Raw genomic sequence first — 25,137 nt, 5'->3', positions numbered from 1 at the left:
GAGAGTAAGGCTTACGCCAACTCTCCCTAATTCACATCTAGTCGGGTTCAGGCTAGCAGAAATAGCTTCTCTTCACCAAAATCCACCGAAGACTTTCAGTCTTCTCTGGCTCTTTGCTCCAGAGATCTATTTCTCCCGCTAGCCTTTACACCCTGAGGCTTTCTCGTTCATGTCTAAGGGCCAAATTCAACGCTCCACTTCTGCTCACGAGGGAAACAGCAGAAAATTTTGTAATACTAGTTTTATTTAAATCCTAAAAACAATGCTCATTTATATTTTATAAGTCAAAAAAACAATAAATTCAGCAGCTTCCACGGAGAAATCAGTGAAGCTGCTGGATTTTTATTTTTACTATAAATTATGAAGGAGCTTAGGCTTTCTTGCTTCTGAAACTCAATAAGCTGCCCACCGCAATCAAACTGAGGCCGAGTCCAGCGAGACTGGTCGCTCCTGTTTGAGGGAGTTGAGACTGGCTAGAGACAGCTTTATTTGCTTTATTTACTTCAGTTGTCTGGCCAGATGCTTTTGAGTTAGTTTGCTTGGAATCAAGATTTGTCCTTACAAGCTCTTGACCAGATTGGTCCTTAGTTTCTTTAGAGGTATTATGATCTTTTTGAGGCTCTGAGCGCACTTCTCCAGTCACTAGCCCAACTCCTTGGCCGCTAGGAATAGGAGTCACTGGACGGCTAGATTGCTTGTCGCCTTGGTCTTGAGAGGGCTCTGGCTTACTAGTAGGATCTAAGCTTGTTTCTGAAGGCTGAGAGGGTAGGGGAGTGCTTGGGCTTGCTTCTACTGCCCAAACAAAGATAGGGTTGGAGTAGAACCATAAGTCGCTATAGTTTCGATCGTTGACTTCGTTCAGGTGGGCAGCCATGCGTTCAATATAGGAAGCATCCGATTCACCCTCTTCTTTTTGAGGCTTGGTCAAATGGTAGTCGGGGAGGGGATTCCCTTCAGCATCTGTTTCACCTGGCACGTTCAAGCCATGGTTGGTACCGCGGAGTCGGTAGTAGCGGTCCTGGTCTACCTGGATGGGAAGATTAACCGTATAGAAACCCTCTGCATCTTTCTTGCCAAATTGGTCGCGGGTGATGCGATAGATGAGCTCGGTAGTTGGATTGGTCGCTTGAGAGGCATCTGCACTAGGCCCCAGGATGCGACCAGAAATGACATCAATGTGGTCTAAGTGTGGCTGGTTGGTCAGCCCGGACTGGTGGTCAGGGCTAATGGGCTGGTAATTGTTAAAGTCGCCCTCTCTAAAACGGATGACAAGTTTAGCATCCTGACCCTTGATAGCATTTAGGTCACCACCCATATCAGCAATTTGGTTGCCTTGCTCAATGCTGAAATCGAGTCCCGTGATGAGGTCACCATAAACACTGAAGGATTGGCCAGCCCGCATCCCATCGGCGACATCTTCGAAGGTATTGCCTTCAACATAGGTATAGGTCCGCGAATACTCGCTTGGCCAGTAGCCCGAGCTATAGATGCGGTTATCGCTCACCTTGAAGTGAAAGTCTGAATTGGCGAAGTTGTAGAGGTGACGTCCTTCTCCCAAGAGAGCGTCCCATACCCCACCAAGTTCAGCAATCATCTTGTCAGCACCACCGAGCGTATAGCCATTAGGTAATTCTGCCCGGTCATAGCCCAGCTGGTTACCCGGCATGCCTTCAAGACCGATAAAGACATCGGGAGCGGTGTCGTGCATCTTGCGTAAATGTTCAATTCTTACTTCGCCATTGCCTTCTGCGTGGCGGGAAGGGTGGTTGGCGATTACAATAGATTTCGGATAATTCTCTTGCAGCCAGTGGACTCCTTTGAAGGTGTTATTAATATCTGCCTTCTCATTTTGGCGTTCACCGAAATTGTCTCGCTCATTGTCATTAAAGATCTCAGTAGGCGTGTCATAGGCAAACTTCCACTCAAATTCTTGAATGGCTTCAATCGGCACGCGGTTGGTCCCAGCTTCAATGATACCTACAGTGCCGTGGTCGAGCTGGAACATATCCCATTCAAAACCTGAATAGAAGATCTTACCCTTATATTTGCCCTGTTCTTTAAGTTGGTTAAATTGATCAACCTGCTGTTCAATGACCTTGTACTGTGGTGTGACTTCTTCCTGACCCTGAGGATTCCGGGAAGACTTGCGCAGGTGGTCCGCCACCATTAAATAATCAAAACTGCTATTGTGATCGAGACTGGCTTGACCAGCAGCTGGGATTTGGTCCACATCTTCCCGGTAGGCGGCATTTAGAATGTTTTCAAATTCATTATAAGAAGCATTCGCATCATTGGAAGAAGTGGTGTGGACATGGACCTCACCACTGGTCCAGCGTCCTTGGCTAGGAATGGCGGGGTCGTCTATGATCTGACCAGGTGCTTCTGCTGACGACGGTGGTAAGGTCTGGGACTCAGTCTCCGAACTAAGAACAGAATTGCTTTGGCTATCCACTGAGCCTGAATGGCTTGAAGTTTCAGCCGCTTGAACCTCATTAGCAGCGATGAAGATTGCTCCAGAAGCCATCAAAGACAGAAGAAAACGACTGGACTTGGTGCAGAAAATTTTGGGCGTGTGCATGGCTGACCTCCTCGTAAAATATAAGTGTGGTATTCTAATTCAAATATAGCAGAGGCGTGTTGAGATTGGGTTAAGATTGTGTGTGGAATGTGTAAAGGGGGAATTAGTTTGGATTGGAATGCTAAAGTACTTGCTAGGACAAGAGATTTCACCTTTGAATGTCTAATGCTATAATAAAATAAATTCATTTGGAGGGAGAGGGCTATGAAGCGACACGATATCCTCAAAAGTCTTGAGCGCAAAAGAGATAATCATGAATATTTAATTGGTGCTTCAGTGGGATCAGGGTTAACCGCTAAGAATGCAGAAGAGAGTGATGTCGATTTTTTGCTTATTTTAAGCTCAGGAATTTACCGTCAAAGAGGTGTTAGTTCTTACGGAGCCTACTTGTCTTCATCTAATAGTAACGAGGAGGTTCTAAAGCTCTACCAGCATGAAATTTGGCCACGCAACTTGGCAAGTCCATTGATATTAGGCCTATTTGCTAGTGATCCAACGATTGATCTGGACCAGTACATGGATGATCTAATAGATGGAGGAGTCGCAGGTATCACGAATTATCCTACGGTCACTTTAATTGATGGTCGTTTTCGTTCAGCCTTAGAGAGTCGGGAGTTAGGCTTCATGACCGAGGTCAAGTTATTAGAAGCAGCCAAAAAGAAAGGCCTTTTTACCGTGGCCTTTGTCCATACTCTTGAAGAAGCGCTGACTATGCAGAAAATTAGCCCTGATATCCTATGCTTGCATCTTGGATTGACAACTGGAGGCTCTCTAGGTGCCAAGAAGATATCTTCATTACAATCTACCCATCGTTTCGTCTTAAATACTTTCAAACGTATCAACAAACAAAGCAATCAATTTTTTATGATATACGGTGGACCAATTGATAATGCGCCAGATACTCATTTTATTTTTAATAATAATCCTTACGTGGATGGATATATTGGGGGATCAGTCTTTGAACGGATACCTTCTGAACATAGTTTTAAGTATCTAGTGAATGAATTTCGTAATGAAGAGACTCGTAATTATTTAATGAATCTAACAGATGATACGATGGAACCATCGGACTATATCCGCTTTATAAAGAGCTTTATTGATGAGCATTACGCATCGGAGATTTCCTTATCTGAATTAGCTGATTTGTTGCATTTATCTACTGCTTATCTCTCACGCTTATTTAAGAAGGAGATTGGAATAAGTTTTACGGAATATGTAGTTAATTATCGATTGAATTTGAGTAAAAAATTACTCCGCCGCTCGGTTCTCTCCCTTAAAGAAGTAGCACAACAAGTCGGTTACCCTAATTACAGTCATTTTAGTAAACTGTTTAAAAAATATTACGGGCAATCACCAAGTTTTTATCGTAAGTCATATAAAGACAAGGACTAGTTATCTAAAGACATGTATAATTGGTTTTGTAAACGGTATCATAGCCTTGTAAGTTATCGATAACTAATAATTTATGAGGTGACAATTATGGATAAAACAGTTGCCATTGTTGGAACTTTTGACACAAAAGCACGCGAATTTAGTTTTGTTAAAGAAGAATTTGAAGTACTTGGTTTAAAGACCTATTTGATTCATATTGGTGTTTTTGAATCAGAATTAGAAGTCGAGGTGAATAATAAAGAGATTGCAAGAGCAGTCAATGAAGATATTGAAAAAATCGTAAAAGATAAAAACCGAGCTAAAGCAACTAAAGTTCTTAGTCAAGGACTGGAAAAAATCCTTCCGAAACTCTACCAAGAAGGAAAATTTGATGGTGTAATTGCTCTTGGAGGATCTGGCGGTTCTTCCATCGCTACAGCGGGAATGCGTCAATTACCAATTGGCGTTCCTAAGATCATGGTATCTACAATGGCTAGCGGAAATGTTAGTCAGTATATTGGGACAAGCGATATCATCATGTTTCCTTCGATTGTGGATGTAGAAGGATTAAATGACATCTCGAGGCATATCTTTTCAAATGCGATTCATGCCATGGTTGGTATGTTAAGTTATGACTACAAAGCGAAAGAGGATAATAAACCGCTTATTGCTGCTAGTATGTTTGGCTTGACCACACCAGCTATTAAATATGCTGAAAAAGAACTTGAAGCAAGAGGCTATGAGACGATTGTTTTCCATGCGACAGGTAGCGGCGGACGAACAATGGAGCGTTTGATTTCTGAAAATTATTTCGATGGCGTTCTTGACTTGACAACAACCGAATGGTGTGATGAAGTCGTAGGCGGCGTTTTGAATGCAGGCCCCCACCGCTTAGAAGCAGCCGTTTCCAAGAAAGTACCCCAAGTCGTATCTCTAGGGGCTCTGGATATGGTCAACTTTGGACCCAAGGAAACTGTACCCAAAGAATTTTCAAATCGTTTATTCTATGAACATAATCCGACAGTAACTCTGATGCGAGTGACTAAAGAAGAGGCTAAGAATATTGCTGGAATAATCGCTCAGAAACTTAAAAATGCAAGCAAAGAAACGACTATTCTATTTCCTAAAAAAGGTTTCTCAGGGTTAGATGAAGTAGGTAAGGAATTTTATAATCCTGAAGTTGATCAACTAGTCATGGATACAATAAAGGAAGAACTGTCTGGAACAGATGTTACGATTATAGAAAAAGACTTGCATATTAATGATGAAGCATTTGCTAAATCTGCTGTAGATGAACTCATTAAAAATGTAGAAAAGGAAGGTAAATAGTCATGACACAATCAAGAGAAGCTCTATTAAAACAATTTAAACAACAAGTTGAAGAGGGGCATGTCTTACTGGGAGTTGGTGCGGGAACAGGAATTACTGCTAAGAGTAGTGAAGCTGGTGGTGCAGATCTCCTCATTATCTATAACTCAGGCCGTTACCGTATGGCCGGTCGAGGCTCATTAGCTGGCCTATTGGCTTATGGAGATGCTAATGCAATTGTTCAAGAAATGGGACATGAAGTTCTCCCAGTAGTGAAGGAAACCCCAGTGTTAGCTGGCGTTAATGGAACAGACCCATTCCGTGTGATGGATGTTTTCCTGAAAGAATTAAAAGCTCAAGGATTCGCCGGAGTGCAGAATTTCCCAACGGTCGGCCTAATCGATGGTACCTTCCGTCAAAACTTAGAAGAGACTGGAATGGGTTATGATCTAGAAGTTGAAATGATTCGAAAAGCTCATGAACTGGATATGCTAACGACACCTTACGTATTTGATGCTGACCAGGCTAAGCAAATGACAGAGGCTGGAGCAGATCTCTTGGTTGCTCATATGGGCTTGACGACGAAAGGTAATATCGGAGCTCAAACGGCTCTTACACTCGATGATTGTGTTAAGCGCATTCAAGAAATTGTAGATGCCGGCCGATCAGTCAATCCAGATATTTTAGTCATTTGTCATGGTGGCCCAATTGCAGAACCAGATGATGCGAAGTATATCATCGATCGTGTAGATGGTATTGTTGGTTTCTTTGGAGCTTCAAGTATCGAACGGTTAGCTTCAGAACGAAGCATCAAAGCTCAAACAGAAGCTTTTAAACAAATTAACCAATAAATAATAATATGGATTTATCAAGACGCCTCGAGGCAGTTGGGTTAACTGCTCCAAGGCGTTTTTTTAATTTATTAATAGGTACCTCATGGATTTGAAAGCGTTTTAAAATAGCTGCCGTTTTCAAAAAATCTTCCTAAAGTATAATAAGTATGAAAGGTTTAGGAGGGGATGAGATGTGAATCAATCTGAAAAACTCATCAAACTAATTTTAGATAATAGTCATTTAACTTATAGTGATTTGTCCAGAGAATTAAATCTTTCGCGATATAAAGTAAGCAGTCTAATTGAAGATATTAATCAACAATTCAAGGAGAAAGGCTATGATATTCAAATTGAAATGATTCCCTACCAGGGAGCTCAAATTAAGGGAGACTTGTCAAAAATAGAAAAATCACAATTGAATGAAACTAATGACTATCAAGTGAATGAAAAGCGTAAATTAGAAACACTCGCAATGTTATTGAATGCTGAAGAGGAGTTAACAATTCAATACCTTTCTGATCAGTTATTTGTTAGTCGCACAATCTTTGAACGTTTACTTCAAGAAGTTAGGGATGAGTTAGCTGAATATGATATCGAAATTATAGGAAATGCGCGGGGCTTAAAAATTGATTGTAATGAAAAAGGAAAGAGGCAATTATTATCAACCTTAATCAATTCTTACAAAAATAAAATTGTAGCAAAATCAAATCCAAAAAATCATTTGGATCTGTCTCTTCGCATATCGAAAGCTGCTGAAGACTTAGTCAATTTAGAAACTGTGGATAGAGTTTGCAAACTTATCAATGAATTTACTGTTGAAACTAGTTTATATTTGGGGGAATTTGAATTCTCTTCCTTAGTCATTCACACAAGTATTGCAGTTGAAAGAATGTTAAAAAAATTTTTGGTTTCAAATATAAATAGTAAGGAACCATTAGAGCATAATACTATAATATTAAAAACTAAGGTTGAAAATGAATTTGGCCTTGAGATGCCAGATGAAGAACAATACTATTTGAATTTACATATTAAAATGATTCAGCAAAATAATGTTAATCAAATTAACTATCCAAAAAAAGATGATATACGAGCAAATAATAGTGACTTGCAGCAAAAAATTTACCAAGATCTTAGGACGATTAACCCTGATGCTGAATTACTCAGAGATTTAGAAATTCATTTACAAACAGCAGTTAATCGTATAAAAAACCATATGAGTATTCGAAATCCGTACTTAAATCAAATTAAAGAGAAATATTTTTATGCTTTTGAACTAAGCGAGGAACTTGTACGCCATTTATTCAAGTCAAAGGATTTCTCATTTACAGAGGATGAAATTGCATATGTAGCCATTCATATTCAGGCATTTTTTGAACGTAAAAAGCAAAGCTTAACAAATGATGTACTTATTGTATGTGGAAGTGGTCTAGGAACTGCTAAATTATTAGAGCAGCAGTTAAAAAATAAATTTGGCCATCAAATTAATATTATCGATACAGTTGGTTTAACACAATACCAGCAAAATAATTATAAGAATGTAACGATTATATCAACCATTCCTATTAATGAAACAAATACTCCAATCATTAATGTAAAGCCAATTATGGATGGTAACGATTTTAAACGTATTTCTCGTTATTTGAATGAACCTAGTGAAGGTACTGTGAGATTTATTGATTTAATGGATTCAGATTTATTTATAACTTCATCTACCGAGTTAGATACACAAGAATCTGTTATCGCTAAGCTTATTTCTAAAGCTGAAGAGAAAGAATTCATTTCAGCAGACTTTAAAACAAGTGTGTTAAATCGTGAAAAATTATCTTCCACAGCCATAGGAAGAATTGCAATGCCTCATGGTGATTACCATTATGTCAAGCAATCAGCTGTAATGGTTTATAAGAATGAATCAGGAATTAAATGGGATAAAGATAAAGTATATATAGTATTTATGTTTATGGTTAATCAAGAAATAAAAGAACATTTATCACAAATCTATTCTGATTTTAATGCTCTAATCTCTTCAGAATCAACTGTCAACAATCTTATCAAATCTCAAAGCTACAAGGAATTCAAGACAATTATTAGAGAGGAGCTAGGGTAGTGAGTAATATAACCATAGAAATAACAAAAGAAAATATAATTTATGATTTAGTAGCTACAGAACCATCGGATGTTATTGAATCTTTAAGTAAATGTTTATTGGAATCACATAATATTAGTAATTTAGATGAATTCATTGAAAGCGTATGGAAACGAGAAAAAGAAATCCCGACAAATATAGGAAAAGGAATTGCTATTCCTCATGGTAAGAGCAGAACGGTTAAATCGTCTTCAATTGCTATGGCCCGTTTGAAATATCCTGTTTCGTGGTCTCAGGAGGATGACGAACCAGTGCAATATGTTTTTTTACTAGCTATTAAAGATGGAGACGAAAAAGATGAACATTTGAGACAGTTAGCTTACCTGTCTACTAAATTAATGGATGATTCTTATGTTGAAGCTTTAAAACAAGCAGAAAATTTAGATGAATTAACTATAAGTTTGAATCAGCGTTAATTATAAGGAGTGAGATTATATGTCGAAAAAGATCCATATTATACCTCATACACACTGGGATAGAGAATGGTATTTCAACACATCACGATCGACAGTTTATCTTTTAAAACATGTTAAAGAAGTGATGGATGTTCTAGAGGAAGATAAAGAGTATAGGGCCTATATTTTAGATGCACAGAGCTTTTTAGCGGAAGATTATTTAGACTATCATCCAGAAGATATTGATAGATTTAAAAAATTAGTAACTGATAAAAGACTCTATATAGGACCTTGGTATACACAAACCGACCAGTTAGTTGTTAGTCAGGAATCAATTGTTAGAAACTTATTGTATGGTCAAAGATTAGCAAAAAGTTTAGGCCATTCTATGCAAATTGGTTATGTGCCAGATGCCTTTGGTCAAGGAGGCAATATGCCACAAATTTACCAAAGTTTTGGAATTACAGATGTTGTTTTTTGGCGAGGTATTGCAGATACAAGTTTTAAAGACACTCAATTTAAGTGGCAAGGTGACGATGGTAGCATAGTAATAGCTAACAACTTCAGACATGGCTATAATTTCGGAGGTGAATTTGGAGTACCAGAAAAAGAGGAGGATATGCTAGACTATTTAAATCGTTTCCAAAAAGTTGTTGCCGAGGAGTCAAATACTAATGTTGTATATGCTCCCTATGGCCATGATCAAGCTCCAATTCGTGAAAATTTACCGCAATTAGTTAAAAGAATGAACCAGGTTGATTCTTCTAATCAGTATGTGATGGGAGATCCTGAGAATTTCTTTAAAGAATTAAATGAAAAAGAAGAGGAGTTATCAACCTGGACGGGTGAATTGACTCAGGGGAAACATAGCCGAATTCATAAGACAATCTTCTCAACTCGCGCCGATTTAAAGCAACTAAATAATGAAACTGAAAGTTACTTGGTAAATGTATTGGAGCCAGTTCTGTTAATAAGTCAAAAATTAGGAATGGAATACCCACATGCGGTTGTGGAGAAGATTTGGAAGCAATTATTTAAAAATGCTGCTCACGACAGTATTGGTGGATGCAATAGCGATTGGACCAATCGTGATGTTGAATATCGTTATAAAGTAGCTAACGATTTAGCATCTAATTTATTGGAACGAACTATGCGAACAATTTCCAATCGAATCAGATCAAATGAGCAAATTTTACTAACAGTTTTCAATCCATTTCCAGAAAGATATACAGGAATGGTTGAAGTCGAAGCCTATGTGCCTAGTCTCAATTTTCAATTAAAAGATTTAAGTACTGATAAAACTGTTCCAATTGTAATTGAGAAAAGTGTAGACCTAACGGATTATGTACTTAATCAAACGATTAAAATTGACTCAAGTCAGCCAATCTTTATACCTGAAAAAGTATATAAAGTTAAATTTAAAGTTCATTTTATGGATCTTAATGGCCTGGGGTACAACTCTTATGCTATAGAGAGTAAAAATACCATTGACTCGAATCGGTATGAATTAATAGAAGATGATCTAAAGATTGAAAATGATAATTATGTAGTAACTTTACAAGATAATAATGCAATCAGTATTTTAGATAAACAAACAGGGAAAACTTATAAAGATCAAATGATATTTGTTGATCAAGGGGATGATGGAGATTCATATAACTATTCCCCACCACGCCAAGATTATAGAATTGATTCTACTCAAGCTACGCGCATAAAAGCTCAAAAATATCAATCTGAAATCAATGAGGCGTTAATCGTCCAATTGCAAGTAGAGCTACCTTACGATCTTAAGGAACGGGCGAAGAAAGAAAACTCGGTTACAGTTCCTCTCACAGTAAGAATTGATCTCGAAAAAGACAGTAAAATTATTAAATTTAAAGTTGATGTGGACAATCAAGTATTAAGTCATAAATTTGCTGTTGAATTTAAGACAGGCATTTCTTCAGAATATTCCTATGCTGATCAATTATTTGGCCCTATTCAACGTAAAGTTCATCTGCCAGAATTGGCTATATGGGAAGAAGAAGAGTGGGATGAAATGCCCATATCAATTGACCCCATGCAAAGCTATTGTGCTTTAAGTCAAGATAAGGAGACCTTCTCAGTAATAACTGGAGGAGTTCGGGAATACGAAATTGTGGGTGATGCAGACGATACCCTAAAATTGACTCTATTTAGAACTTTTAGTCATATGGGGAAGGAAGATCTCTTGTATCGTCCTGGACGTGCTTCAGGTGAATCGATTGTTGAAACACCAGATGCTCAATTATTAGGGAAGATAAGTTGTGAATTTGCAGTTCATATCAACGGCAGTCAAAATATTGAAGCTATGAATTTATCACGTCTTTCTAAAGATTATTTAACGCATATTCCTAGTTATGAACGTGCAGACTTCTTAAATGGACGGATGATATTTAGTCAAAAACGAGAAGAAAAACTCTACGAGATTTCTGACTCCTTTATGGAAGTTGATATGGAAGATTTAGGCGTATCATGCTTAAAAGGCGATATAAATAATAAAGGTCAAAGTGTTCTAAGGGTATTTAATCCTTATCTGAAAAGAACGGTAGACTTACCTGATGAATTACTTGAATGGACTCCAGTGAAATTAGATGAAACGAATCAAGAAGAATATGTAAAAGAATTGAATAAAAATAAATTTATTACTTTAATAAAGTAAAGGAACGAGGTAATCAAAATGAAAATAGTTGCAGTAACAGCCTGTATCGCCGGTTTAGCACATACCTATATGGCAAAAGCCAATCTAGAAAAATTTGCAGAAGCAGCAGGTCATCAGATTAAGGTTGAAACACAAGGTGCGATGGGTCTCGAAAACAAAATCTCAGCAGAAGAAGTTACTGAAGCTGATGTTGTCATTTTCTCTGTCGATACCAATGTAACAGAACGTGATCGATTTGAAGGAAAAGAGATACTAGAAGTATCAACTAAAGAAACAATTCGTGATGGCGAAGCAGTTATAAAGAAAGCTGAAGAACTTATAAAATAGGAGGAAAAGATCATGGCAGATCGAAAGTTTGGAAAGGATATCGTTAAGCACTTTCAAAGTGGTGTATCTTATATTATTCCTTTAGTAACCGCAGCTGGTTTATTAACTTCATTAGCTGTTATCTTTGGTGGGCAAGAAGTATGGGATCAAACCGATACTTTCTGGGGAGTCGTTCGACTTATTGGGCAGTCAGGTTTACAATTCATTGTTCCAATGATTTCGGCATATATTGCATATAGTGTAGCTGATCGTCCTGGTTTAGCTCCAGGTTTCATTACAGGTATTGTGGCAAATGAAATGGGAACCGGTTTCCTTGGTGGGATGATTACGGGCCTGGCAGTGGGATATTTTGTTCAGTTACTTAAGAAAGTTAAAGTTCCAATGAATCTAGCTTCGCTTAAGTCAATTATTTTTATTCCATTTGTTGCAACAGCAGTTGTTGGTATCTTAATGTGGTATGTTGTAGGTCCACCAATTACAGCTCTAACTAATTTATTAACATCATGGCTTAATGGTATGCAAGGAACAAATGCTGTAATATTATCAGCACTGTTAGGAGCTATGATGGCTGTGGATATGGGTGGCCCAATTAATAAAATTGCCTATGCTTTTGGTACAGCAGCATTTACATCGGGGTCGTATGTAGCAAGTACAGCCATGTTAATCGGTATAGGCTTACCTAATTTTGGGATGTGGCTAGCTACTGTACTAAATAAAAAATTATATACAGAAGCCGAACGAGATAATGGTAAATCTGCTTTAATCATGGGGATTATCGGTATTACTGAAGGAACGATTCCTTTTGCAGTTGCTGATCCAACGCGAGTTATTCCAAGTATTGTTGTCGGAACGGCGGTAGGTGCAGGATTGAACGGTTTCTTTGGTGGAACACACCAAACGATGATGTCTACTTTTATGGCAATCCCATTCGTAGATAACATGATTACGTATGTTATTTCTATTTTGATTGGTGGTTTAGTAACAGCTTTGATGGTTAATTTCTTAAAGAGCAGAAAGAAAGAGAAAATTGAAGCGTAGAGTAGGTAGATAGTAGTAACGATATTTAAAATATTAATGAAAAAAAGCTGATTGGCATTTTAGCTTATCATCACTAGCATTGCTCAAGTGATGAAAGAGATGTCAATTAGCTTTTTTTGATTAAAGTCTTTTATTATAAGGAGTTAAATTGTTCGATTCAGGAGTTAGTAAACACTTAGAAATATATTTTTGTTAATATTATTGCAACAATTATACAATATTGTTAATTATTATAACGCACACATCTACATTAGCTAGTATTATACTATTATATTTAAAATTACTGATGTAGTATTTATCTAAGGGTAAGTATTTATAGGTTAGCATCTTATGATAAAATAAAGAATAGTAACAAATTTAGGCGGTGGTTAATATATATATAGATTTTAAGGAATGTCAAAGTAAATTCGACTTAAAATTATTTAATAAATTAAATGATCAACATAATATTTTAGTATTGGTTGGTAATGGTTTCGATATGGCGGCATTAAAAAAGATTGCCAAACGAAAACTAAAAGGCAAAACAACTAGTTATCAAGATTTTTATGAATATATTACATACTTGAGGCTCATCGATGAAAATAATATCTTATATAAAAAAATGAAAAAAGATAAAGAAGAAGACAAAGAAAATTGGAGTGATTTTGAAAATTCAATACAAGATTTAATTTTATATTCTAATAATATCAATGAGATAGAACATTGTGTTGATGAGTTTCAAAGACATTTTACTCTATTTCTTAATGATTTAGTAGATTCTGATGTTCTTTTAGAATTAAATTCTTTAGCTATAAATAAGGAGTTATCTATCAGAAGTCTAAGCAAATTTTTAAATGATTTAGATGATGTAAATCAGCTAGCATTCACAAATAAAACAGCACACTATGATTTATTTAACTTTATCTTTATAAACTTTAATTATACTTTTCTATTAGATAATTACTTATATTTAGATAAAACTCAATTTGATCCTCATATACATAGAGATTCAGATCGTAACTTTTATTTCGAATTCCAACGACCTGGATGGAGTCCAACTTTTTATTCATCTTATGTTATGACTGAAATACTTCACCCGCATGGAATACAAACTGTTCCTAGATCTATCTTATTTGGAATTGATCTAGATAATTATGATAGAGGTCGAGATGATAAAAAAAGACTTGTAAAAGGGTATTGGAGTCAGTATAAATTAAAATATAAAAGTTATCTTTTAGAAGCAGAATTATTTATAATTTACGGTATGTCATTAGGGAGAACTGATGCTTGGTGGTTTGATAATATTTTTGATGCTCTACTATCACATAAATCTGAACTTATTATATATACATATGGAAATGCTTCAAAATGTTCAGTCAAAAATAAATTTATTGATAGCTGTGTTAGGCATTCTAACTGTAGTCAGAGTGAAAAAGAAGATGTTATGAATAGAATACATGTAGTCACCTTTGAAAATAATGATACTTTCTTCCTAGGCTTTGAATAGTTAACAATCAAGAATTTGTTACTGCAGATTTAATTTATAATAAATAAATTGTAATATCAAAAGCCTAAATTTTTAAAGAATTCCAGTTTCATGCAAAATATCTAAAAAAATTTAAATTTTCCTAATTTGTTCAGAACATCCCACAACCCCCATCTCCGCAACAAAAAGCCAGCTAATCCTTTACCATCTCTAATTAGAGCGGAGGATTGGCTGGCTATTTCTATAATGCTCTCGATACTAGCTCCTAAACCCGAAAGCGCACATAGGCTCGGTCATCAAAGGAGGCGAACTGACCTTGGCCCCTGGTCGCAATGTACTGGTTGATCAAGTGGGGATCTTGGGCCAGGAGCGCTTGGAGCTGGCTTTCGCTGGCTTCTAGGCTCGGTGCGAGCTCGGGGTAGCCGTTGCTGGCGAGGACAATTTCGACACTGTCCTTCCCATCTACTGGGATAATCTGGATGAGGTCTGCCGGTATGGGATCGCCGTTGAGGACGGCGTAGCCGTAGGGCGTGTCCGTTCGATTGGCGAATTCAGAAGTCCGCACCAACCAGGGCAAGACCTGCAGGTGGGCGCTGTCTTCTTGGGCGAAGTAGGAATCGGGGGCTTTATGGTCGATCCGCATTTCGGTGTAGGCGATGAGGCGGCGCATGTGGGCGAGGATCTGGTCGGCGGGACGGGGCTGGCTGTAGTGCTGGCCACCGACCAAGGCCTGGCAGTCACCGATCAGCCAGATTTCCTGACGCTGGCGGCTGTAGACCACGGCTACAGCTTGGAGGCCGACTGCTTTGAGCTTGGGGTCGGTCTGCTTGAGTGCATAGTAGTCTTGGATGCTGAGGTTGACTTCCTGGATGAAGTGGTCCCAGCTAGCCCGGGGGTGGAGGTCGGCTAAGACTTGTTGGATCATTTGCGCAGCGAGCTTGCCTGGGGCCTGGCCGTCGAAGCAGATCGAACTTTTTGCCGATTCCCCATCAATTACTGCAATGAAATTTGTCTGAGTTGTAGATGATATCCTCACAGGAGCGGGGCCCTGCCTTGCCTTGGATGAATTGTTCAATGATCTCCATAGAAGACTCACAATCCTTGCCGCTGGTCACGGAAGTCTGCCATAAAGTTGGGCCAGTCCGTGATGAAGTCATTGGTGCCGTGGCTGAGCATGGTCTCCCAAATCCCAAAGCCAGCTTCGCCTAAGAGGGCTTCCTGGTCACTGTAGTCCATGTAGAGGTGGGGCTGCTTGCCTAGTTTCTCCGAGTTGACGGTGAGGAGATAGCCCTGGTCGAGGAGGGCCTGTCGCCAGGCAGTATCCATCAGATCATTGGCTTCGCCCTTAACAATCAGTTCAAAGCCGACTAGGTGGATATTCTCATACTGGGCCACTTGGTCTACTTGGTCCTGGCTGTGGATGATGGCCATATAGTTAAGGGGCAGGTCGACCTGGTTGAGGGCCTGGAGGGGACCTTCCTCCACTTGCGACTTGAAGAGGAGTTGGTCCGCCTTGCCTGAATTCCTGATGATGTCAATAAAGGCTTCATCCCCAAAATAAGCCCAGGCCCGGTCGATATTGACCAGGTAATTTGCCGGTAGCCAGTCTAGGAAGTCGGCCAGGCGTTCGGGATAGAAGCCCGAGGGGTCGCCAGTGGAATTGATATATTCCAATTGGTCAATCAGGGTAGAGGGCAAGTCGGAGAAGTCCCGGCTCAGGATGCCGAGGAGCGTGGGCTCATTCGCATTGTGAAAGAGATAATAGACCCCATCGCAGGACCGGCAGACGTCTATTTCAATCACATCGGCGCCAGCCCGCTTAGCCAGGCTGGCCGCTTGCCGGGTGTTTTGGATGACATTGCCACCCCAGAAGCCGCGGTGGGCCATGATGAGGAAGTCAGTTCCTTGTAAACGGTCTGTAAATTTATTCAGTGGTGCTTGTTTCATCTTATTTCTTGCCTCCAAGTGTCCGGTTGGCTCCCCGCCCGTAGACGAAGTAGATTACTAGGGTATTAATCACCATTAAGAGTACTGAGTATACCAAGTTGATAGCTTTGGCGTCAATGGTCGACGAGGGGTCGGAGTTGGCCCGGATAATTATCCCGAGGGTTTCGCTCCCTGGCTGGAAGAGGAAGGCTGACATATTGTATTCAGCCAGATTGCTGTTGAAGTTCAAGGCAATCAAGGCCAGGGCTGTTGGCATGAGAGCCGGCAGGATGACCTTCCAGAAGGACCGCATGCTGGAAGCCCCTAAGATTTTAGAAGCATCTTCGAGGTTGGAGTCAAAAGAATAATAGGCACTCTTTAGATAACGCATGGTATTGGGCAGGAGAATAACCATGTAAGCGATGGGAAGAATCCACTGCGACCCGATGACGGATTGGCCGAAAAGTAGGGGGTGGGGCCGGTCATAGGTCAGGATATAGCCCAGGGCAATCATGATGGTAGGGAAGAGCCAGGGAATGTAATAGGTGTATTCCATAGCTGTTCGGAAGAGGCCACTCTTCTTCTGCATAATCCAGCGCACCAGGAGGAGCATTAGAAGTACGGACCCAACCGCCGCAAAGGCAGAGAAGGCTGCTGAACGCAGGAGGGGCTCATAGGTAGCGGGATTGGTGATGATCTTACTGTAGTGCTCCAGGGTGAAGCCTGAGAGTGACAGCTTAGAAGCTGCAATCGAAGCTGTATCCATAAAGGAGAAGAGGATCACAAAGACGATAGGCAAGGTATAAATCACAAAGAGGACCCAAGAGACAATATGGACAATTAGATTAGCCGTCGGATTATTAATCTTTTGCTTGACTAACTTTCCCTTGGTCTTTGAAATCGAGAGATAGTTACCCTTGCGCTCGTTGGCTGTAATAACAAAGAGTAAGAGTATTTGTGCAGCCCCGAGGATAATGGAAAGCAAGGCAGCAATATCACGTGATGCTGGCCGTCCGGAGAAGGTTAGAATCATGGGCGCAATGGTCTGGAAATCTTTGCCTCCAACCATTAAGGGCGCTGAGAAGGCACCCAGACCAGTGGCGTAGGTCATGACAATCAAGGTCAGAAAAGTAGGCTTAAAAGTAGGTAGCACAACTTTCTTTAGGATAGACCATTGACTGTCTCCCAAGTTTTTGGCGGCATCAATGGTATTATTATCCAAGCTGCGTACAGCATTGCTCAAAAAGAGCATGTGGTTAGAGGTACAGGCGAAAGTCATTACTAAGAGGACCGCTGGAAAACCCGTGAACCAGGCTGTATTCATATTAGGAAAGAAATTGGTCAGAAACTTAGTAACGACACCTTCTTGGCCATAGAGGTAGAGCCAACCATTGGCTACAATCAATCCGCTAAAGACTAGAGTCGACATAAAGCCGACTTTAAGAATTTTTGACCTTTTAATATCGAAGTATTTGGTGACTAAGACGATGAAGGTTCCCACAATATTCACTGTGAAGGTCAGAACCACAGCCAATAGGAAGGAGTTAGCGACTGACTTGAGGGCCCGCTCGGAATCCAAAATCTTATCAATCGCCGTAAATGACAAGCTACCGTCTTGAACAAAGGTCTGTAAAAAGACGCCAACCAGCGGATAGACTAGGAAGGTAATGGCGAACCAAATTAAAAAGACAATGAAGATAATCTTGAAAAGATTGAGGTCATTGGATTGTTTCTTGAATAATTTGTCCATCTTAGACCACCTCATAACTTAGAATGTCTTCTGGGTGGATCAGCAAAGTTACCGTATCGCCAATGTTATAGCTGGAATTACGATCTTCTTTATTAATCACCTCAAGCAAGTCGCTACCGTTAACATCAACAAAGAGGCTGCTGAAGGCCCCCTTGTAGCCGACACGTTGGACGGTTCCTGTCACTTTAGCTGTATTGCTTTCATCGACGCTGTAGAAGCGGATCTTTTCGGGACGGATGTAATGGCGCAGCTTGGGATCAAGCTGGCCTGGAATCTGCTCATTAATGCTCTGGACTAAGCCATCGTTTAATAATTTCGATTCACCAATAAAGTCGCAGACGAATTCAGTTGCTGAATGGTTGTAAATTTCTTCAGGGGTACCGATCTGTTCGATAAAGCCCTTATTAAAGACGGCAATATGGTCAGAAAGCTCGAGGGCTTCTTCTTGGTCGTGGGTCACATAGATGGCAGTCATCCCTGTCTCACGTTGGATACGTTTGAGCTCCACCCGCAATTGCTTTCTGAGCTTAGCATCCAGGTTAGATAGGGGCTCGTCAAAGAGAACCACATCTGGACGCATGGCCAGGGCCCGGGCAATAGCTACCCGCTGTTGCTGGCCCCCAGATAATTCAGATACGTTTTTTTCTAATTGTTCGGGCGTCATGTCCACGAGTTCAGCGAGTTCCATGACCCGTTTTTTGATGTTTTCTTTGCTGACTTTTTTGACTTCCATCCCATAGGCGATGTTGTCGTAGACACTCATGGTAGGGAAGAGAGCGTAAGATTGGAAGACCATGCCCAGTTCACGCTTTTCAACTGGTACATGGGTCAGGTCACGGTCATTGAGGACGATCTTCCCCTTAGAAGGGAACTGGAAGCCCGCAATCGCTCGGAGGGTGGTCGTCTTCCCACAGCCAGATGGCCCGAGCAGGGTAAAGAATTCGCCATCCTGAATCTCTAAGTTGACCCCATCAATAGCAACAAAGTCACCGTATTTTACTTGTAAATCTTCGACTAATAACATATTTTTTCTCCTTTAAATAAATGACAGGGGAAAAAAGGCTTTCCCCTGTGGCATTATGTTATGGTAAGATGTCTAATTCGACTTTTTCAATCCAGGCGTCGATGTTTTCGTTGATGAAGTCCCAATCGACACGCTTAGCTGTGGTTTGTTCCATTAATTCTTTCATGCGGTCAGAGGCACCGTCTTGGGCCTTAGGGTTGACAGGCCAGGTCCCAAATTCCTTGGCCCATTCCCGTTGGACGTCAGCTGAACCGAACCAGTTGACAAATTTCTCAGCAGTCTCGTAGTTGTGGTCGTCGCCTTTATTTACAATACCGATTTGTTCGGACATGGAGAAGACACCGCCTTCACTATTAATTGGTTGAGCTTTGAAGTCGTATTCTTCTTCAGCTGCTGGAATACCTGACGAATAGTAGTAAGAGATTGGTGTGGTCCCATCAGCGAATAGTTGGAGGGCTTCTTCTGATTCAGAAGGCATATAGCCGTTATCGAACCATTGTTGAAGGGTATTCCAACCTTCTTCGGAGATGCCGAGTTCACCGTTCTCATCGCGGTAGTTGAAGAGGACGCTCATGGTTGCCTTTTGGTCGGTACCACCCCCAACGCCAGCTGGCACTCGGTATTTTTCTTTGAGGGCCTCGTCTTTAGCAGGTTCTTCCCAAGACTTAGGCAGGTCTGCTTCATCGATATGGTCTGGATTAGCGATCATAAAGATCCGTTGCTCAACCAATGGGGCATAGGCTTCCTTGTTTTGAAGCATTTCTTCAGGAATATCAGCTACCCAGTCTGCTGTATAATTGTGGAGGATGCCCTCTTCGTCTAACTTCTTGAAGTAGCCTTCATCCATCCCAAAAGTGACGTCTGCTTGTGGGGCATTCTTCTCAGCCAAGAGCCGGTTATAGATATCACCGCCTCCTGCATCAACGAATTCAAGCTCCATACCTTCTTCGCTTGCTTTCTCTTTCAACCAGTCGCTACGGCCATCACTCAAGGAGTTGGAGTAGATAATGAGTTTAGAATCAGCTTCAGCACTTCCTTCGTTTGAAGAGGAAGCACTTGAACTTTCGCCGCCGCCACCTGAACAAGCAGTTAACATGATGGCTGAAGTTAACAAGACCCCAGCAGATTTAAGCCATTTTTTCATAAAATATAACCTCCAAATAATTATTGTAATAACATCTTTCAACATCATACCTGACGATTGTTTTTTTTGTAAAAAAAGATGTAAATTTTGTGTAAATCTTGCTGGCTCCAGACTATTTCTTATTTTAGATGTCAATAATTTACTTGAAGGACCCTATCCACAATAAAAAGCCTCATAGCGACTATCTGAAATCTTGATAGGAGGCTATGAGGCTAGGCCTTTTACAAGTAATCTGTTAAGAATGCTGCGACTTTTTAATCACTTTACTGTCTTCCCCCATCCAACTCAACCGTCACTGGTTCACCCAAGGAGGTCCGCTGGTCCCTTGCTATCCGACCGCTTTCTTCAGGTAGGGGGATCTTAAAGAGTTCCACTTGGATGGCGTCTTGCTTGATTAGGTCTTGGTAGGTTTCTTTGCTTCTGGCATCGCCTGAGAAGTCAAAATTGGCTTGGAAGTCGACTAGTCCGGCTGTAGTTGAGGCTTTCATTTCAGAAGCGCCTGTCAGGGTCAAGCGGCGGCCATCGGGGAGGATGAGGTCGGCTTCGATCATGGCGTCTTTAGCGTCTGCTTCAGGGATTTGAGCTTGGATTTGGGTTTTTAAGGGGTGGAGTTTGACAGCTTGGATGTTGACTGCATCCGCTTTAGCTGGGGTGTCCTTGTTCGGGTTAATATATCGGGTCCCGCCGTTCAGGTCTTCCGGCCGGCCAGAGAGGTCGAAGGCGGCGTCGGTCATGGAAATAACTTCCTTAGCATTCTTCATCAAGCCAGAAATCTGTAGGTAGATCTGGTTATTGGTCTGAAGCTCGACCGGTTCATCGAAGCTATAGGTCATGGTCGTTTGGTAGATGCCGTTATCCAACAAGCGAGCCGAGCCAGCTGCTGAAGAGATCCGGGTCGTTTTTCCGTTAACCGCTATGGCCATGCCGACAAAATCATAAAAGTCTTGATCAGATAAGGTTTGGGGCGATTCGACCAGGAAGGAAGCGGTCACGGAGTTCTCATCCAGAAGGGCATCCTCCAGCTTGACTTGGTGGTCGCCCATTTGGATGGTCTGTCCGACTGGAAAGGTCTTTTCATCCATGTCTCCGGCGCTAGCCGAGAGGGTGAAATGGGTGGTATCGATCAGTGACTTGACGGAAGCGGAGGCTTGCTGGCCCCAGGGGGTGAGGGTCAGTAAGGCGATGGCAAGCACTAGGCCTAGGATTAGGGGGCGTCGATAGGATTTGGTCTTTTCTTGGACGACAGAAGCCTGGAATTGGGCGTAGAGGCGGTCTTTTTGCTGGGTGGACAATTGCTCGTCGGGATAGTCCGATAAGTTCATTTGTGCCTGGTTGAGCAGTTGGTAGATCTTATTCTTGTTCATGCTTTCTCTCTCCTTTTAATTTTTCGCGGCCGCGGTGGATACGCTGGTAGAGGGCATTGGGGCTCAGCTGGTGGGCCTGGGCCACTTCCTTGACGTCCTGCCCCTCGTAGAAGAGGGCGAGGAAGATGGCTTGGTCCTCCTCAGACAGGGACGAAATTAAATGCTCGAGGTCTTCTCTAAGGATCAACTGGTCGAGAATTTGCCTGTCCCCAGATTCATAGTGGTCGTCATAGCTTTCCTGCTGGGCAATGCGTCGGTTATCACGAACCAGGTTCAAGGCCTTGTAGCGGGCGATGGCACAGATCCAATTCTTGAAGGATGACTTCTTGGCGTCATAGGCCGAAATATTATCCCAGATCGCTAAGAGCGTGTCGTTAAAACATTCCTCGTGATAGGCCTCATAACCCAGGGCGTGACGCTTGATGACCGCCATCAAAAGCCCGCCGTACTGGTCGATCACAGCGCGGATGCCGCTTTCCTTGCGGCGTTTAATTTGTTGGATGGTCCAAAAATCTTTCAACATGGCCTGTCCTCCTTTCACTATGAATACACCAGCTAAGGGGCAATTCTTACACAAAATCCGATTTTTTTTTTGATTTTTTGTCGAGGAGAGAGCTAGCAGTGATGAACAAGTCTTAGGTCCACTATAACCTGTCCCAGCTCTTTTTGCATTCGTTATTATTGAGCAAATTTGCGTCGAAAGTGAGCATGGGAGGGGCTGATAAGTTTTGAAAAGCATGCTGAAGCTTGACCTAACAAGCTTTTAGAAAAATAGCGGAGTTTCTGCTTGTAGATTTAAATTTAGTTTGTAAGGTAATTCCCTTACGCGCACGCGTGCCTTTAATTTATTTTAATTCATTTTGTCAATTCGTTATTTGTAAACTTAGTAATTAGTATTTTGTTAGTTAGTACTTAGTAGTAGGCGATTTCCATCTACTAGCTTTTCTAGTTGATGGAAAGTAAGGGAGAAGCTTTCCATGTTCTAGCTTTTCTCTTCCTAAAAGCGACAAGCTTGTCACATTTAAATTCAAGCTAGAGAACATATAGAAAAAATTCATTTTATGGGAAGAAGCAGATTGATTTATCTGCTTCAAACATCTAGGACCAGTAGTGATGCAAATTGAACAGCTTGCTTATTTGATAGATACCCAATTAAAGAAAGCAAAGGAATTGTTTTTCAGCATAGCCTCTGTTAGACTAGGGTTTATCTTTAAGCCATAATAAATAAAGGAGGAAAAGTGATGCCATTAGAAATAAGACCTTACCAAGCGTCAGATTTTGATGCGGTTAAGGCTATGATCCAAGAAACCTGGTATCCTGATGTGACGACAGAAGACCCTGCTTTAGCCGCTCGCTTGGCTGATATTGATGCTAAGATGCGTTTGGAGATGGGAACTTTTGCCTTGGTGGCGGACTTTGATGGTGAGAGCCTGGGGATCTTTATCGGGGATGTCCAAGGGGCGGACAAGCTTCAAGCTCCGCTTGATTGGGAGGCCTATCTAGAAGAATTAGAGATTCAGGATAAGACCGTTCTCCAGGTGCTTGACCGTGAGCGTGAAGCTAATGCTTGCCTGGACCGCGGCCACCAAGAGGCCTACCAAGGCGTTCTCCAATTGTTTATCTTGAGCGCTCGGTCCCGGGGCAAAGGGATTGGTGGCAAGCTCTGGCGGGCAGGTTTGGAGGCTTTCCGCGATTACGGGGTGGATGACTTTATCCTTCACACGGATAGCGATTGCGATGTTAGCTTCTATGACTACAAGGGCTTAGTGGCTGATGAGCCTTTTAGCTTCGATGACAAGGACGCCTTCCAATACTTCCTCTACCACGGCAAGACTCGTTAAGTGACCCAGGGCGCATATGACACGCAGTCTAGCTTGTGTTATGATAGCATTGCATGAAAGAATGAAGGGGGAGGCTGATCATGGTGAAGCAATTATCTTCGCAAGTGATTCAGAAGGGGGACCGTCAAGCGATTGCTTTGAGTCAGCGGGCCTTAGACCTGTCAGATTTAGAAGTGGGCGACCAGGTTAATCTAACCATTGAGAAGGAATCGATTTTAGTGACCAAGAAAAAAAGCCCCCTCAAAGAAAAAATTCGCGCCTTTTACCAGGCTGGGGGGACTTATGAGGAAGGCCTGATCGATTATGGAGAAACTGCTGGTGAAGAATGGTAAAACAATTCGATATTGCGGTGATTGACCTCGATCCCGCCAGAGGCCATGAAAAAGGCAAGACACGTCCGGTTCTAATTGTCAGCAATGAAATGATGACGGAGAGTGCCGGCTTCGTCTGGGCCATGCCGATCACCGAGCGGGATGCTAAGTATCCCATGGACCTGAAGCTAAAAACCGAGAAAAATGCGGTCCAGGGAATTATCGATACGGTTCAAATCCGCTGCCTCGATTATGACAACCGCAATGGACGCGTGGTCGATCATTTAGTGGAGGACTTGCACCAGGATGTCCTGGATACCATTATGGCGCATATTGATCCTGATTGATATTAGAGAAGTTGAAGACTGGTCTTTTTGGGACCAGTCTTTTTTGTGCTACAGAATTATTTTCAAATCAAAAAGCCTCTTACCGGCAAGTAAGAGGCTGATATTTTTAGCATTTATTCTAAGCTTTTAACATAGGCGTCGACTGCGATGAGGGCATCCGCGATATCTTCTGGTGTGAAATCCCCGACCATTTCGTGGATGGTTTCGCCGTCTTGGAGGGCGAGTTCACCGACTTTAACTAGGTCTTCATAGGATGTTTGGTCAAGTTTGAGTTCGGCAAGTGTGGTCGGAAGACCGACTGCTTGGTAGAAGTGGATGAAGCGGTCGATGATGGCCTTGTCAGCTTGTTCAAGGAAGAGTTGGGTGAGGGTGCCATAGACGACTTTTTCACCGTGTTGCATGTGGTGGATGTCCCCGCTGAGGGCGGTAAAGCCATTATGGATAGCGTGAGCAGCTGCTAATCCGCAACTTTCAAAGCCTAAGCCACTGAGTAAAGTATTAGCTTCAATGACGGCTTCCACAGCTGGGGTAACGCGCTGTTCCTTAACAGCAGCTAAGGCAAGCTCGCCGTATTCAAAGAGGGTTTCCTGGCATTTTTCGGCGATGGCCTGGCCCGCTAAGCTAGCTTTTCCGCCTGCCATAGTCTTACCTTGGGCTTTGATAACAGATAAACCTTCCACACAGGTCGCCATGGCATCGCCGATTCCGGCCGCAAAGAGGCGAGCGGGAGCTTGGACGACAACGCTGCTGTCTACTAAGACGAGGTCAGGGTTCTTGTCATAGAAGCGGTAGCCTTCGAAGACCCCTTCATCACTGTAGATGACGGATAGGGCAGAGGTTGGCGCATCACTCGAAGCGAGGGTCGGTACTACAATCACAGCAATTTTAGCATTATCTCCGATTGCCTTGGCTGAATCGATGGTTTTCCCTCCACCTAAGCCAATCACGGCGTCGCAGGCTTTTTCTGTGACGATTTCTGAGACACGGTCAATTTCGTTGACTGAGGCTTCACCGTTGAAGGGCACATGCTCCACTTCTAAGCCTTGGTTATTGAGGAAGTTATGGAACGATTCCCCGACAATTTCCCAAACGGTGTCATCACAGAGCAGGAGAGGGCGTTTAGTTAAGGCTTTGATGTAGTCAATTCCTGTTTTCAAGGCACCTTTCCCTTGAACATAACGTGATGGGCTCGCAAATACTCGATTCATATGAACTCCTCCTTGGCATATGTTAATTATTTCACATGTTTATTTTAACACTTTTCGTGGAAATGATGAAGGAAAAAGACTAGA

The 25,137-nt window shown here is 41.7% G+C and carries 22 protein-coding genes; 12 read left to right on the top strand and 10 right to left on the bottom strand.

The genetic code is table 11. The features are described from left to right. Window positions 1–370 precede the first annotated feature (370 nt). On the bottom strand, window positions 371–2,578 hold the full coding sequence (locus tag QP339_RS00910) for an LPXTG cell wall anchor domain-containing protein (RefSeq protein ID WP_284910031.1): 2,208 nt from the start codon (window positions 2,576–2,578) through the stop codon (window positions 371–373). A gap of 204 nt (window positions 2,579–2,782) precedes the next feature. Between QP339_RS00910 and QP339_RS00905 the strand changes: the two genes are divergently transcribed. The 3 genes from QP339_RS00905 (at window position 2,783) to QP339_RS00895 (ending at window position 6,108) form a co-directional block, all read left to right on the top strand. Next, entirely contained in the window at window positions 2,783–3,970 is a 1,188-nt protein-coding gene (locus tag QP339_RS00905) for a phosphoenolpyruvate hydrolase family protein (protein ID WP_284910030.1), read from the top strand. Between the two features lie 87 nt (window positions 3,971–4,057). Next, window positions 4,058–5,278 carry a Tm-1-like ATP-binding domain-containing protein gene (locus QP339_RS00900; protein WP_284910029.1) on the top strand — a complete coding sequence of 407 codons (1,221 nt, stop codon included), beginning with the start codon at window positions 4,058–4,060 and terminating at the stop codon, window positions 5,276–5,278. Between the two features lie 2 nt (window positions 5,279–5,280). Then, complete coding sequence (locus tag QP339_RS00895; RefSeq protein ID WP_284910028.1) at window positions 5,281–6,108, top strand: phosphoenolpyruvate hydrolase family protein; 828 nt, start codon at window positions 5,281–5,283, stop codon at window positions 6,106–6,108. Here QP339_RS00895 and QP339_RS00890 read toward each other — a convergent pair. After that, a complete protein-coding gene (locus QP339_RS00890; RefSeq protein WP_284910027.1) occupies window positions 6,098–6,232 on the bottom strand; it encodes a hypothetical protein in 135 nt (44 codons plus the stop codon). The two genes, QP339_RS00895 and QP339_RS00890, sit on opposite strands and share 11 nt — an antisense overlap. Before the next feature lie 51 nt (window positions 6,233–6,283). On the opposite strand from QP339_RS00890, the gene QP339_RS00885 reads away from it, so the two are divergent. From QP339_RS00885 to QP339_RS00860, 6 genes are all read left to right on the top strand, one after another. Continuing rightward, window positions 6,284–8,194: a BglG family transcription antiterminator gene (locus QP339_RS00885; protein WP_284910026.1), complete on the top strand. Its 1,911-nt coding sequence runs from the start codon at window positions 6,284–6,286 to the stop codon at window positions 8,192–8,194. After that, complete coding sequence (locus tag QP339_RS00880) at window positions 8,194–8,649, top strand: PTS sugar transporter subunit IIA (protein WP_284910025.1); 456 nt, start codon at window positions 8,194–8,196, stop codon at window positions 8,647–8,649. The genes QP339_RS00885 and QP339_RS00880 overlap by 1 nt, the downstream gene beginning before the upstream one ends. A 19-nt stretch (window positions 8,650–8,668) precedes the next feature. Beyond that, the gene (locus tag QP339_RS00875; RefSeq protein ID WP_284910024.1) at window positions 8,669–11,308 is read left to right on the top strand and encodes a glycoside hydrolase family 38 N-terminal domain-containing protein; all 2,640 of its coding nucleotides are present in this window, start codon (window positions 8,669–8,671) and stop codon (window positions 11,306–11,308) included. A gap of 18 nt (window positions 11,309–11,326) precedes the next feature. Then, window positions 11,327–11,635 carry a PTS fructose transporter subunit IIB gene (locus QP339_RS00870; protein WP_070617383.1) on the top strand — a complete coding sequence of 103 codons (309 nt, stop codon included), beginning with the start codon at window positions 11,327–11,329 and terminating at the stop codon, window positions 11,633–11,635. Between the two features lie 12 nt (window positions 11,636–11,647). Then, a complete protein-coding gene (locus QP339_RS00865; RefSeq protein WP_284910023.1) occupies window positions 11,648–12,673 on the top strand; it encodes a PTS fructose transporter subunit IIC in 1,026 nt (341 codons plus the stop codon). Window positions 12,674–13,037: 364 nt separating this feature from the next. Then, window positions 13,038–14,159: an AbiH family protein gene (locus QP339_RS00860; protein WP_284910022.1), complete on the top strand. Its 1,122-nt coding sequence runs from the start codon at window positions 13,038–13,040 to the stop codon at window positions 14,157–14,159. A gap of 244 nt (window positions 14,160–14,403) precedes the next feature. Here the strand turns inward: QP339_RS00860 and QP339_RS00855 are convergent, their stop codons facing one another. The 7 genes from QP339_RS00855 to QP339_RS00825 all read right to left on the bottom strand — a co-directional run bounded on the left by QP339_RS00855 (window position 14,404) and on the right by QP339_RS00825 (window position 21,869). Beyond that, window positions 14,404–15,174 (bottom strand): hypothetical protein, encoded by a 771-nt coding sequence (locus QP339_RS00855; protein WP_284910021.1) that lies wholly within the window; start codon window positions 15,172–15,174, stop codon window positions 14,404–14,406. A gap of 56 nt (window positions 15,175–15,230) precedes the next feature. Beyond that, window positions 15,231–16,085: a glycerophosphodiester phosphodiesterase family protein gene (locus QP339_RS00850; RefSeq protein ID WP_284910020.1), complete on the bottom strand. Its 855-nt coding sequence runs from the start codon at window positions 16,083–16,085 to the stop codon at window positions 15,231–15,233. Window position 16,086: 1 nt separating this feature from the next. After that, on the bottom strand, window positions 16,087–17,814 hold the full coding sequence (locus QP339_RS00845) for an ABC transporter permease (protein WP_284910019.1): 1,728 nt from the start codon (window positions 17,812–17,814) through the stop codon (window positions 16,087–16,089). 1 nt (window position 17,815) lies between these two features. Next, on the bottom strand, window positions 17,816–18,838 hold the full coding sequence (locus QP339_RS00840) for an ABC transporter ATP-binding protein (RefSeq protein ID WP_284910018.1): 1,023 nt from the start codon (window positions 18,836–18,838) through the stop codon (window positions 17,816–17,818). Between the two features lie 58 nt (window positions 18,839–18,896). Continuing rightward, on the bottom strand, window positions 18,897–19,982 hold the full coding sequence (locus tag QP339_RS00835) for an extracellular solute-binding protein (RefSeq protein WP_284910016.1): 1,086 nt from the start codon (window positions 19,980–19,982) through the stop codon (window positions 18,897–18,899). 263 nt (window positions 19,983–20,245) lie between these two features. After that, entirely contained in the window at window positions 20,246–21,346 is a 1,101-nt protein-coding gene (locus QP339_RS00830) for a hypothetical protein (protein ID WP_284910015.1), read from the bottom strand. Beyond that, window positions 21,333–21,869, bottom strand: a complete 537-nt coding sequence (locus QP339_RS00825) for a sigma-70 family RNA polymerase sigma factor (protein WP_284910014.1) — start codon at window positions 21,867–21,869, stop codon at window positions 21,333–21,335. Before QP339_RS00825 ends, QP339_RS00830 begins: the two co-directional genes overlap by 14 nt. A gap of 718 nt (window positions 21,870–22,587) precedes the next feature. On the opposite strand from QP339_RS00825, the gene QP339_RS00820 reads away from it, so the two are divergent. The 3 genes from QP339_RS00820 (at window position 22,588) to QP339_RS00810 (ending at window position 23,845) form a co-directional block, all read left to right on the top strand. Then, window positions 22,588–23,187 (top strand): GNAT family N-acetyltransferase, encoded by a 600-nt coding sequence (locus QP339_RS00820; RefSeq protein ID WP_070619751.1) that lies wholly within the window; start codon window positions 22,588–22,590, stop codon window positions 23,185–23,187. An 80-nt stretch (window positions 23,188–23,267) separates the two neighbouring features. Next, window positions 23,268–23,519, top strand: a complete 252-nt coding sequence (locus QP339_RS00815) for a hypothetical protein (RefSeq protein WP_284910012.1) — start codon at window positions 23,268–23,270, stop codon at window positions 23,517–23,519. Beyond that, the gene (locus QP339_RS00810) at window positions 23,513–23,845 is read left to right on the top strand and encodes a type II toxin-antitoxin system PemK/MazF family toxin (RefSeq protein ID WP_070619745.1); all 333 of its coding nucleotides are present in this window, start codon (window positions 23,513–23,515) and stop codon (window positions 23,843–23,845) included. Before QP339_RS00815 ends, QP339_RS00810 begins: the two co-directional genes overlap by 7 nt. A gap of 113 nt (window positions 23,846–23,958) precedes the next feature. Here QP339_RS00810 and QP339_RS00805 read toward each other — a convergent pair whose 3' ends face one another. Then, window positions 23,959–25,053 (bottom strand): glycerol dehydrogenase, encoded by a 1,095-nt coding sequence (locus QP339_RS00805; protein ID WP_284910011.1) that lies wholly within the window; start codon window positions 25,051–25,053, stop codon window positions 23,959–23,961. Window positions 25,054–25,137: the final 84 nt, after the last annotated feature.

The sequence above is a fragment of the Aerococcus sp. UMB7834 genome, assembly GCF_030215145.1.
GTDB lineage: Bacteria > Bacillota > Bacilli > Lactobacillales > Aerococcaceae > Aerococcus.
This window is presented reverse-complemented; position numbering and strand designations above follow the sequence as displayed.